Annotated in this window: 16 protein-coding genes; all 16 read right to left on the reverse strand. The window is 48.4% G+C overall.

Annotated features, from left to right (window positions below; genetic code table 11):
- Positions 1–1432, reverse strand: a 1432-nt coding sequence (locus MO867_RS18465) for a phage tail-collar fiber domain-containing protein (RefSeq protein ID WP_252471901.1), incomplete at its 3' end; no start/stop codon positions are given.
- A gap of 9 nt (positions 1433–1441) precedes the next feature.
- Entirely contained in the window at positions 1442–1966 is a 525-nt protein-coding gene (locus tag MO867_RS18470; protein WP_252471902.1) for a phage tail protein, read from the reverse strand.
- Complete coding sequence (locus MO867_RS18475; RefSeq protein ID WP_252471903.1) at positions 1963–3132, reverse strand: baseplate J/gp47 family protein; 1170 nt, start codon at positions 3130–3132, stop codon at positions 1963–1965. The genes MO867_RS18470 and MO867_RS18475 overlap by 4 nt, the downstream gene beginning before the upstream one ends.
- Positions 3129–3449, reverse strand: coding sequence for a DUF2590 family protein (locus MO867_RS18480; protein ID WP_252471904.1), 321 nt, complete (start codon positions 3447–3449; stop codon positions 3129–3131). Before MO867_RS18480 ends, MO867_RS18475 begins: the two co-directional genes overlap by 4 nt.
- On the reverse strand, positions 3449–5365 hold the full coding sequence (locus tag MO867_RS18485; RefSeq protein WP_252471905.1) for a phage tail tape measure protein: 1917 nt from the start codon (positions 5363–5365) through the stop codon (positions 3449–3451). The genes MO867_RS18480 and MO867_RS18485 overlap by 1 nt, the downstream gene beginning before the upstream one ends.
- A gap of 4 nt (positions 5366–5369) precedes the next feature.
- Entirely contained in the window at positions 5370–5537 is a 168-nt protein-coding gene (locus tag MO867_RS18490) for a DUF6890 family protein (protein ID WP_252471906.1), read from the reverse strand.
- Between the two features lie 14 nt (positions 5538–5551).
- Positions 5552–5854 carry a putative phage tail assembly chaperone gene (locus tag MO867_RS18495; protein WP_252471907.1) on the reverse strand — a complete coding sequence of 101 codons (303 nt, stop codon included), beginning with the start codon at positions 5852–5854 and terminating at the stop codon, positions 5552–5554.
- 30 nt (positions 5855–5884) lie between these two features.
- On the reverse strand, positions 5885–6145 hold the full coding sequence (locus MO867_RS18500) for a hypothetical protein (protein ID WP_252471909.1): 261 nt from the start codon (positions 6143–6145) through the stop codon (positions 5885–5887).
- Positions 6129–6629, reverse strand: coding sequence for a hypothetical protein (locus MO867_RS18505; protein WP_252471911.1), 501 nt, complete (start codon positions 6627–6629; stop codon positions 6129–6131). The genes MO867_RS18500 and MO867_RS18505 overlap by 17 nt, the downstream gene beginning before the upstream one ends.
- A complete protein-coding gene (locus MO867_RS18510; RefSeq protein WP_252471913.1) occupies positions 6626–7210 on the reverse strand; it encodes a hypothetical protein in 585 nt (194 codons plus the stop codon). Before MO867_RS18510 ends, MO867_RS18505 begins: the two co-directional genes overlap by 4 nt.
- 2 nt (positions 7211–7212) lie before the next feature.
- Positions 7213–7422, reverse strand: a complete 210-nt coding sequence (locus MO867_RS18515; RefSeq protein WP_252471915.1) for a TraR/DksA C4-type zinc finger protein — start codon at positions 7420–7422, stop codon at positions 7213–7215.
- Between the two features lie 9 nt (positions 7423–7431).
- A complete protein-coding gene (locus tag MO867_RS18520) occupies positions 7432–7878 on the reverse strand; it encodes a phage protein (RefSeq protein ID WP_252471917.1) in 447 nt (148 codons plus the stop codon).
- A gap of 51 nt (positions 7879–7929) precedes the next feature.
- Entirely contained in the window at positions 7930–9039 is a 1110-nt protein-coding gene (locus tag MO867_RS18525) for a DUF2586 domain-containing protein (protein ID WP_252471919.1), read from the reverse strand.
- Between the two features lie 8 nt (positions 9040–9047).
- Positions 9048–9710 carry a phage virion morphogenesis protein gene (locus tag MO867_RS18530; protein WP_252471921.1) on the reverse strand — a complete coding sequence of 221 codons (663 nt, stop codon included), beginning with the start codon at positions 9708–9710 and terminating at the stop codon, positions 9048–9050.
- Complete coding sequence (locus tag MO867_RS18535) at positions 9700–10188, reverse strand: phage tail protein (protein ID WP_252471923.1); 489 nt, start codon at positions 10186–10188, stop codon at positions 9700–9702. The genes MO867_RS18530 and MO867_RS18535 overlap by 11 nt, the downstream gene beginning before the upstream one ends.
- A gap of 2 nt (positions 10189–10190) precedes the next feature.
- The coding region (locus MO867_RS18540) for a head completion/stabilization protein (RefSeq protein WP_252471925.1) at positions 10191–10675 on the reverse strand (485 nt) is incomplete at its 5' end.

Genomic DNA, 10675 nt, shown 5'->3' on the forward strand with positions numbered 1-10675 from the left:
TCATAAGCTGCACGCTATTAATATTGTGTCCGTGCGAGGGTATCCGCGACGTTGACAACGTATGGTTTGCAACCGTAATTGTATGGGAGTGGCTACCGGCACTGCCTGTGGATGCACTATGGCTGTGGCTACCCGCGCTGGCTGTCGTTGCCGTGTGTGAATGACTTCCCGATGAATCTGCTTTACCGCTATGGGAATGGCTACCCGCGCTGCCAGTAGATGCTGTGTGGGAGTGACTGCCAGCGCTACCCGTATTAGGCGTATCATTACCGCCTGTGTCACCTGGTGAGTATTCACCACCCGCACAAATAATCACGCGATTAATCAAATTTGGGCGCCCGTCCTGACCGTCACATAGCGCCCAACCATCGGGAATATCATCTATTGTCCCATGCCAAGAAACGCCGACATTGAGCGGTATTAAATGATCTAGTGCCGCCCATAATTGTTTAGGGGAAACATACGTTTCATTATCTGCACGCTCTAAAACCTGCGTTTGAGTTGCGCGTTTGACAATACCGTGCTCAGTTTCTGAGGCGTATTGCTGCTGAGAAACATAAAGATTAGTCCGGGTCTGAATGAAGTTGATCAAGCCCGTATCGTCAACATCGTATACCGTGCGCCTATCTCCCGGATCACCCGTGGCTAAAAGGTATGATATTTTTTCAACATAATGTTGAACCCCTGCACTATCCACATAATCACCAGGGGTACCATAATAAACAGTAAAAACTGCGGATACCTGGTTAACATCTTTTTGTAATGAAACATCAAGACACAGCTCTTTAGGTAAAGCGCTTGGAGCTGCAATAATCATCTCGGAGGGGTTTACAATGCGTATCCCTTCTATATAGCCAATACCTGGTTGTACTTTGTAATCACCGCCATCAAGAGTCACTTTCCAGGCATCGCCAAAGAAACTAGCGCGTCCGTATATATCCCGGTTACTTTCACGTTCTCTAACGTCCATAGCATTTAGCCAGGCGCTTAGGTCTATTTGCCAGGTTTCGGCGGGCACAGTAATTCCGGTTGACGCTTGCGCGTCGGCAAACTGCAAAAGGAAATTTCGGGTAATGTTATTACCTTGCACACCGTTAGCGGTCGCTGCCTTTAATGTTCGCGCTACATAAGCAACCGCTACCAGACTGCCGTCGTTGGCTACCAGGCCCAGCCAGTTAAAATAAAAATCACCATCCCCGGTATCCATCGATAGTGAATAAACCACTTTATCAGGCGTCAGATAGCCTTTTTGTGATACAGCGGCCTGATGCACAATTTCATTAGCGGCTGGCATAACTTCAGCCAAATTAACGGACTGCGTATGGTCCAAGCCATCAATATCAGCCAATACAAACTGGGTAATTTCCACCGGCTCATTGGCGCCAGTCTTAGCCGCAATATAGGCGGCTCCTGAATTAATAATTGCGGGCATAGTTCCCCCTTAAAGTGACGCAACTAGATAGCCGTTATCGTGGCCACAATCTGCTGTGCGCAATTGCACTTGCAGTGGTGTTAAGACTTCAAACTCATAGCGGCGACATATCCGGCCATATTTGCTTAAAATGATCTGTAATAGTTCTGGGTTTTCTGCCAACTGTGAGTCTGTTAAATGCAGCTTGATCACATCCCAGTCTCGATCCGGTAAGCGTTCTTCAATCTCGATATAACCAATTAATAGCCGCTCAAAGATACGCTTTAAGCCAGCAGTCCTGCCCGCGTCTTGTGCATTCACAAAAGCGTATTTAACCCGCAAGCGATATAACTGCATGGATTCGCCTTCAAATCGTTCCACCCCTCTTTGCCAGGCGAGCAAATCCAGGGCACCAGGTATACAGGTCTCCGGGTCCAGTTGTCGTACCGGCCAATAAAGCCACTCCTCGACACGCTCCCAAAAGCGTTGGCAGGCATTGCGTAACTTGGAGAGTTGAGGGCCGGACAACCAAAAAGGCAGTTTTAAATCAATCATGCCACTGTCACCGATAGGCTATTAATTCTGGGTAAATCCATTTGACTGACGATGTAATCCAGGCTGAAATCAACACCGCGAAGCAAGTCGAATTTTCTATGTAGCTCACCACCCAATAGTGAGAAAGAAAACCGACTCCAAGGCTTAACCAGGGTTGGCTGATAATCTAAATTCCCTCTGAAGGCTGCCCAGATAAAATCCTCGACACTCTTTTTGATTTCATCTTTGGTACCACCACTTAGGCCATCAATGGTGTATACCGTCACCGTAATATCGTGGAAGGTTTCAGGCATGGCATTAATTTTTAAGTCATCCCCGTGACCGTGATTCCCTTCATCGGTGATTTTTTGCTGGATAGTTTGGATAAAACTGTCATCTGGTTGACCGGTCTCAAACATCACATAGGCATCAGCGGTACCAGGGCCGCGCGGTGCATCACTGTCAAAAAATACGTTTTCATCATTAACACCATCAAAGCTGGCGATTAATGATCGGTAAACTGCATCGGTGTGCCACTGGTTCACCGCCATATACTGAGTTCTAATTCTCTTCCTCAATTCCTCCGGGTCTTCATCATCGGTGCCAGGGTGGGTTAGCCAGTCTTCCAGGTTGGCTACTGCGACAATGCCAGGCAATAACACTGGCAACACTGAGTAATACCCCGCTGCCAGGTTATAGGCACTGCCCGCCTCTTCAGCTTCCACTGGTGCTAGCACCGTGTCCAATCCGTCGCTAAACGTCACCGTTGCCGTCGTGCGTAACGTATAAACCCGACCATTAATATTGGCACTTTGAATTGCTGTATTAATTGAAACATCTAAGGAGCCCGAACTATCCGCCCTCAAAAATTGCACATAGCCCTGTGCCTTACTCTTTGTTTTTGGCTCCAGGTTTACCCCATCAGCATGAAGCGCTAAGAAATCCCCGCTTGCGGTCTTTACATAGATTTGCGGCATTACGAGTTTAATAAGTGCCTGTATCAACCAGCTTATCGGCGTTGTTATAAGTACCGTAACCATTCGCCACCAGGGTGAAATATCCCGATTATTGGTAAAGGCGACACCTTCCGCGTCTACTTCTTTTTCAAATTCCACGCGCACCTCTTCTTCAGTGGTTGGGATACCGCCGTCTTTTAAAAGGTTGGTGAATAGCTCTTGTTCGCTCATAAGGTAAACTCGATATCTTTAAAATCTACCGTGGTAGCTGTGACTAAAACCTCTCCTACATCACGGGAAAGGCGCGCGGTACCTGGTTCAATACGGGAATCACTTTCCACCAGGTTCTCAAGTCGAGAAAGATTTAACGCCCATTTATCGCTTTGACGTTCGCCCACGAGTTCAACCAGTAGGCCACTTTCTCTAATCATGTGTTTGATATCTTGTGCAACGGACGCCCTGTCACTAATCCCCATAGGGACGCCCAGGGAATCCAGGGCAATATCGTTATTAACAATTAATAAATCCTGGTATTTAGGTTCCGCCATTAGCCCGCCGCCATTTCCATTTCATCTACAAAGCCATAACCGGAAGCCGGGTTAAACACTTCGACTTTTTCGATATGAGTGCCGCCTTTCTGGTTGTTCTGGATATGCTGGGAGATACCCCCGGCAGGAACAGCACTGAGCTGATATTGAGGCGTTGACGCCTTGGGAATACTGGAGCGCTCTTTCTCTACTGTCGCTTCAATATTAATGCCTGGTATTAGGTTTAGTTTTTCTATAACCCAATCGGCCGCGTTACCCAGCGCATCGAAAACACCTAATTCACCTAGCCAGTTTTTAAGGCGGGTAAATAGCGCGGGTATCTTCTTGATTAGATCAAACAAAATCCCTATCAAATTAATAGCTGTAAGGAATGGTGCCGCCAGAATGCGCGCTATGGGGTTACTATTAATGGCCTCTCGAATAGCTGACCAACGCTCAATAAAGCCACCAATAAAACCAAGCGCAGCAGCCTTGACGGTATCCCAGTGAATCACCAGCAAAGCCAGGCCAGCCACTAAACCGATTACCGCAGCAGCAACCCAAACCAGGGGATTAGCATATAAAGCCAAACTAAATAGTAAAGTTGCGATACGCGCGGCTTTTAAGCCTTTGGTTAATAAGCCTAAAGCCCCGGCCCCAACTGCCGTTACTCCTGTCCAGAGAGTTTGCAAACCAATCAGCCCAGCCATTGTCAGCTGTACCACACCCCCTACCGCTGCAAACAGTAAAACGACAGAAATTAAACCGGCAATTACTAATACAGTAATACCGATTGCCTTGGTTAAATGCGGGAATTTGTACGACCAATCAACCATAGTCGCGTTGGCAGCGGTCAATTTATCGATTAGTGGCGTGATTACAGGTAACAAGGCATTACCAATAACCGCGCGCACCGCTTTGCTACTCTCTCGCCAACGGTCGAAGGGGTCGGAAATTTCTGTTGCCATTCGACGGGCTTTTTCCATGCCCTTAACATTGCCGAGCGCTTGAATATTATTGGCCAGTCCCTTGGTATCCAGCATTAATTGCTGAATCAATGAAACCGCTTCCTTACGCCCGAACGCCTTCATGAGTAGCTGGCCTTGCTCAACTGATCCCAGACCTGCAAGCCGTCCTTCAAGCTTGCCCAGAATATCCAGAATCGGCAGCATCCGTCCGTGGCTATCCGTAAATTGAAGCCCTAACTCACTTTGAGCTTTTCCGATGCCCTGCAAAAATGCCTTATACTTAGTGCCAGATTCACTACCGCTCATCGTGGATTGAAGTTGGCCCATAATGGCCATCTGTTCGGCCATTTGTATTCCGTGGGATTGGCCCTCAGCACCCAATGTGGAATAGGCAGCGGCCATTTCTGCCCCGGTAGTTTTAAACATCTGTACAGCGGTGGCTGTTTGGCCTGCCACAATTTCAACCCACTTCGCATTGCCCAGCTTTTCAGCATCCTTTTGAAAGATGCCGTACATGGTGCCCATATAATCCGTAATGGTTCCCACATCGGATTTAGTGCCCATCGCTAATACAGCGCTCGCTTTAGTAAACCGTGCAAGCTCGTCACCTTTTAGCCCAGAAATAGCACTCTGAATATCGTAAGAGGCTCGGATAAAATCAGCGGCGCTGGTGCCATATTGAATAGAAGTGGTAAGGGCGCTTCGCTGTAGCTTATCTAATGCTTTACCGTGAACATCAAGACTTTTTACTTCCCCCAATGCACGGTTAATTTCAATAGCGGGATCAAGTAAGCCTGAAAGAGAACGCTGTAAAGCCCAGCCGCCCGCAGCTGCGCCACCAAGCATTACACCGCCCTTTGTTGCAGTGGCCTTTAATTGTCTCACCTGTGAGTCAATCTTTCCGATTGGACCACTAGCCCTATCAATCAGGGCAATTCGAAACATTAATTTTTCTAGCTTGGTACTCATTGCGTTAGTTCTTCCAGGCTTTACCAATACCGTTAGTTACGGCTGATTCAAAGTTCTTCCAGTATTCCCGCTCTAACATCACGGCAGTTGCCAAGGTGTCCTCTGTAAGCGGTTCACCCGGCAACCACTTACGGGCATAAGCGCATAACTGGCTATACCCGTTTTCCGACATTGCGTCGGCGAGCGCTAACGCTTTTTTACGGTAACTTGCAGGTCAGGTGTATAGGCTTCATAAATACCTGAACCAATTGCCACTTCACTTCCCGGTCTATCCGCCAGAACCTTTAGCAAAGCTTGCTTGCCCTCATCGCTTACTGTAGAAACCAGGAAGTTATGAAAAGCGTTGACTTTATTACCCGGCCCCAACTGGTTAACCAGTTTGTTGTAATCATTGCGAGTAACTTTGAATAGAACTTCACTGCCATCAATAGTGACTTCAAATTCTTGTGTATTTTCGTCAGCTGTGTTTTTGTTGACATCTTTTGCCATGATATTTCCTTAACTAAAGGGGGTTTGTGTTTAACTTTTAATATTCAGGGCGGCTTTTACACCAGCCCAAATAATCCCAAATAAACTACTCAGAAATATTCCTAGAATTATTCGCTTAGTCCACTTGGCAACTTGCTCTGATGCCAGGCGCTGCTGGCGCAAATACGCCTGGTCTTTTTGCGTCTCCAGGACGTTTTCAGTATCTATACCCAGCCTTTGTAGCATTCCCTCCAGCGCTTCATCTGCTGCCCGTTTTGCTACTGCTGATTCCTGTTCAGATAGGTTTTCCATTACCCGCCCCGCCAATCCGCGCCCGGAATACTTCCGCAATCATTGGCGATACATTACGAACGGCACGCTCACCAAAAAGGAAACCTAAAACTAAAGAGTTGATAACGATTAGTGCCGTTTCCTGCCTATCTGTAAGATTCCAACTGCTGAACCAAAGCCAATCTAAGTAGAGAGTGGCGAATCCCCACGCGGGACGCTGACAGCCTCTTAAGAAGAGAACCAGCGGGCCTAGTATTGGCATTGATTTGAGATCACTTGCAGACCCCTCAAGGATACTGACTCTTTCTGTGTGGGCTTTCTCAGCCATTAGCGCCGCGTTATCAGCTTCACGAGTCCTTGCATCTTCCATCTTTTGAAAATCAATAAGGACTTTCTCTCGCTCGGCTTCACTCATGTTCGGCGGAAAATATTTCTCAGCCACTTCAAAAGCCAACTTTCCAATACCACCAGTAGCAGCACTTACAATTTTTTCAAAAAGGCTCATAGGTCTTTCTCTTCAAGTAACGTATAGGTAAATGAGGTTCCCCACTTTTCCGCCGCCACATCACATAGCGAAATCAGCAGTGCAAAATCAAAAGGATCGGCCAACACCTGACAACCCGCACTCCAACGGTCCACACGGCGGCTTTTTTGGCTGGCGCTTGCTCGGTGACAATTAATCCCGAATAGTCCGTCATCGATGGGGGAATCAATATTGATGATTGAATCCTGGTTATTGTCTCGGTACACCCGCGCAGACTTCCGTTGCACCAATGCCCGATATTTCCCCTGGTGTAAACCCAGTTGCCATAACCCCGGATACTGTCCAGGGACTAAAATGGCAGTACCGTTTACATTAAGCGGGTTTTCTCGCCAGAAATTGCCGGGATCAGTGGTCGCGGAAAAACTAAGGCAATGGGGGATTCCTTCAAAACGCCAGGCAACGGCAAAACGATCATTAAATGAATTGGCATTACGGTCGGAACTACGGATACCAATCAAGTTAAGATTAAAGTTTCCGTCATCAAAAAAACGATAACCTTTCCGTATCATTGCCGTTTGTAGTTGTCCGTACCGTACCCGCATTTTTAACGCCCCGTTTTTTCAAAAAATTCCTGACACTCAATACACCTGGTTACGCCACCAAAGGCCCGCCGTGCTGACGGGATAGGCTCGTCACAATCTTTACAGTTTTCCCGGCTGGGTATCTTTTGTCGGGAGCGGTCGCACTGTGCAGCTAATACGCTGTCCCGCTCCTGCTGCTCTAGCTGTGACGCCTGGTCAAATAGATCTGGCATAACAGGCCCTTAATTCAGCCGCTCAATTTCTTCAGAGCGCAGATAGGGAACACCGTTGATATTGACAAATTCACGGCCTGTTACTTCGTACTTAATGGTATGCATAAGCCGTTCATTACTTTGGTTTGCACTCAGCACATCCGACAAACTGAGCTTGCAGTCAAAGGCTTCAACATTGATGGATTCATCGGTGGTTTCCGCGTTAAACACCAAATCAAAAGTTGGCAGCCCACGGAAACTTCCTGCCTCTTTGGCCGCTTCAACAATGATTTGAAACTGCCCAGTATTCAGTTTGATCTCTCCACTAGCCGAAACATCACCCTCAATAAATCCATCAGGTACACCACGGGTTTTTGTGGTGCCGGTGCCATCTTCAATAGAAAGACTGGCCTCTTCGATATTGATGCGGTAACTACCAATCATGGTGTCAATGTCGCGTCCGGATATTTTGGACATAACTATCCCCAGGTATTTAAAAGCTAAAAATTAAGATTGGAAAAACCGAACTCAGCCAAGATTGGTTAGGTCCAACGCAATATTGGCGGTAATAGATTTCGGTGCGTTGTAAGGCGTTACCTTCAAATAAATTTCCACTTTGTCGCGAGTCGGCCAAATAATTTCAATATCGCCATCCTTGGGCTGTTTAATCTCGCCAGGGAATACTTCAGCCCCAAATTGCACACTGCGCGCCATTTCCCGTAATGGGCGGGAAAAGTAGGTTTTATTGGAGGCAATAGAGATTGGGGTACTGTTCAGCTGTCGATTGCCTACCCGCGCAGTCGCCAACACCCGAATAGCGCGGGCCGCTTTATCCACGACACGGAGGTTTTCAATAACCTGGTAGTCTCCCCCTTCGGCGTCCAACATGTTGCAGTCGCCCCAATAGGTACCCGGATAATCAACATAGGTTTGCGGTACTGATAGCCTCAGCGCGTCCAGGCTCGCCAACATGGCGTTGTCCAGCGGTACGCCGTCTTTGTCATTGGGTACAGAACCCAGCGCTAACAGTGGCCCTGTGGCAACCCGCATAGGGGAATCAGCGATGCTGGCAGCACGATTGCACAAGCGGCCTACCAGTTCGCCCAGGTTGTTTCCGTGCAGCAGGGGAACCGCTGATACCCGATAGGCGCTTACAGGGTCCACAATGGCGGCCTGTGCGGCCAGGTAATCGCTCCAGCTCTCGCTAGTGTCATCGATGCCGGGGGTAGCAATCAGGATCGCTACACGGCGCCCCAGGCTGGTTCTAATGTTCTCAGCCTTGGCAAAAGCGACATCTAGGTCATTGGCCACCAATGCCGGGGTACAAACGGCTACCAGCTCTGGGGAGACACTCTGCATGGCGGTATCCAGTGCGGTCTTCCAATCGTCGGACACGTCCAGGGGCACCGCCCATGCGCTCCAGTTTTCCCCGCCATTGGCTTGCGCGGCCATGACTTGGGTTTTGAGTTGTGAATCATTTGCCCCTAGCAGTTCATCCAGGTCACTCTGTGAATTCAATGCAAGGACGCTATTTTTATTGGTATCCCCTACCCCCAAAAAAAGTGCCTTGCGTTCGATTTCATCGAAGGCGCCCTGACCTAAGTTCAGGTTATTTACCGTTACTGTCCCCTGTGCCATGTGGCCCCCTAAATGTTGTTAATACGTCCGCTGGTTTCTTTGAATATTACTTCGGCAAGTTCGCTCACTTCCCGGTCTGTAGCACCTAAAAAACTTCGCTCTGGTAATTCGATTACCCAACTATTTTCCTTCGGTTCATCTCGCAATATTTGTAAAATAAGGCCCGCTTGTCCTAGGGTTAGGTTTTCAGTAATCCAACGCAGAGTTGGCTTTTTCATGCGGCCTCCAGGTAGCCGCACTTTGTACCCCTCTTTTTTCAACGCTCTTGCCTGTCGTCGCGTTGCCGGGGCTTTGTAATCCGGTTTCCCGTAAACCTTTTCTGCCTTTTGCCCGTCCCACTCTTCAGCAATACCGTGTTGGTGCTGGTAGGCAATTTGCGCCGTGTTTTTATCGGCAAAAAATACTTCACCCCCTAAACCGGTACTTCGTGCCCGCATTCTCTTACTAAAGCCGCGCAGCATTTTTCCCTTGCCCCTTTGTCGCTTAGGACCTTTTTTGCGTTTCTCCCAGCTTTTACCGTCCAGCCCTCTTTGTTCGCGCAATCGCTTACGGCTATAGGTGCGGACTTTGCGGGCCAGCGTGCCGCCTATGCGCCGCTGTTTCGCGGGTGGTAGCTTTAGCAGGGCTAATTGCTGCCGGGCTTTTAAATGTCCTGTTAGATCAATCTGCACGGTTATACGGGGCGTCAGTAGGTAATTCTTTGTTATCGCCAACCGCTACTTGGCTTGGCTCATCAACGGGCACCGTCGCAATGGCATAGCGTTGCCCCTGGTAGGAAATAGGGCCGTTATCGTCGGGCACTAAATCCACGTTCTCAAAAAATCGGATTGTGATTTCCACATCCACCGACTGAGCATCAATCGGTGTGACTTCTATTTGCGGCTCCGGCATGTCGTCATCAAAGCGACTGGAATCATTTTCCATTAACCAGGTTGTCACCAATGCAAAGACCAGGGCCGCGTCACCGTTATATTCTTCAAGTACGATCACTGCGTCATACTCGGCGCGACTAATTCGAATACCGTTTCCTAAATTCTTACTAGCGGTTTCTATGCGCCCTTCTTCCATCCAAGATTCAAACTTTTGTTGGGGCACTAAATTAGCGGCAAGTAAATGCGCGGTAATTGCCTGTAACTTTTTTCCGGCCATAACTAGATAATCTCTGCGGTAATATTGGTTGAGATACCGCGCAAGCGGCGCACCGCTCTATCGGATTCAGCCCGGTACATTTGCTCTGTTTCTAAACTCTGTGCTGCCTGGTGCTCTCCAACTTCCCGGCGCGTTACCGTGGCGAATTGCCGGAAAGCCATTGCGGTAGCCAAGGCAAAAACCGCGCGCTGGTACTGCACCAATAATCGGCTCTTGTCTCCGATCAATTCCGCTGGCACTTCTGCGAGAGTTGAATAGCCTTCCTCTTGCCAGGTGGTTTGCTGCTCTTGCAGATTGTCGTTCACATCTAACATTGCCAGGCGTAGCAGGTGTTCAACCTTTTCCTGCATAAAGTCCGCCGGAACACCGTACATGCGCTGATAATCCCCTAGGGATATATCAGGAAAGAAACCGCTATTTTGTAAAACGGTCTCCAGATAACTTGTTGGCCTTCCCGTAAAACCCATAACAATCAATTCTTTTAAAA

The organism is Microbulbifer okhotskensis, from assembly GCF_023895975.1.
Lineage (GTDB): Bacteria > Pseudomonadota > Gammaproteobacteria > Pseudomonadales > Cellvibrionaceae > Microbulbifer > Microbulbifer okhotskensis.

What these genes read in the sequence shown, in the direction of transcription:
- MO867_RS18470 (WP_252471902.1), bottom strand. Translation starts at nt 1,966, where the DNA reads ATGATTGATTTAAAACTGCCTTTTTGGTTGTCCGGCCCTCAACTCTCC.
- MO867_RS18475 (WP_252471903.1), bottom strand. Translation starts at nt 3,132, where the DNA reads ATGAGCGAACAAGAGCTATTCACCAACCTTTTAAAAGACGGCGGTATC.
- MO867_RS18480 (WP_252471904.1), bottom strand. Translation starts at nt 3,449, where the DNA reads ATGGCGGAACCTAAATACCAGGATTTATTAATTGTTAATAACGATATT.
- MO867_RS18485 (WP_252471905.1), bottom strand. Translation starts at nt 5,365, where the DNA reads ATGAGTACCAAGCTAGAAAAATTAATGTTTCGAATTGCCCTGATTGAT.
- MO867_RS18490 (WP_252471906.1), bottom strand. Translation starts at nt 5,537, where the DNA reads ATGTCGGAAAACGGGTATAGCCAGTTATGCGCTTATGCCCGTAAGTGG.
- MO867_RS18495 (WP_252471907.1), bottom strand. Translation starts at nt 5,854, where the DNA reads ATGGCAAAAGATGTCAACAAAAACACAGCTGACGAAAATACACAAGAA.
- MO867_RS18500 (WP_252471909.1), bottom strand. Translation starts at nt 6,145, where the DNA reads ATGGAAAACCTATCTGAACAGGAATCAGCAGTAGCAAAACGGGCAGCA.
- MO867_RS18505 (WP_252471911.1), bottom strand. Translation starts at nt 6,629, where the DNA reads ATGAGCCTTTTTGAAAAAATTGTAAGTGCTGCTACTGGTGGTATTGGA.
- MO867_RS18510 (WP_252471913.1), bottom strand. Translation starts at nt 7,210, where the DNA reads ATGCGGGTACGGTACGGACAACTACAAACGGCAATGATACGGAAAGGT.
- MO867_RS18515 (WP_252471915.1), bottom strand. Translation starts at nt 7,422, where the DNA reads ATGCCAGATCTATTTGACCAGGCGTCACAGCTAGAGCAGCAGGAGCGG.
- MO867_RS18520 (WP_252471917.1), bottom strand. Translation starts at nt 7,878, where the DNA reads ATGTCCAAAATATCCGGACGCGACATTGACACCATGATTGGTAGTTAC.
- MO867_RS18525 (WP_252471919.1), bottom strand. Translation starts at nt 9,039, where the DNA reads ATGGCACAGGGGACAGTAACGGTAAATAACCTGAACTTAGGTCAGGGC.
- MO867_RS18535 (WP_252471923.1), bottom strand. Translation starts at nt 10,188, where the DNA reads ATGGCCGGAAAAAAGTTACAGGCAATTACCGCGCATTTACTTGCCGCT.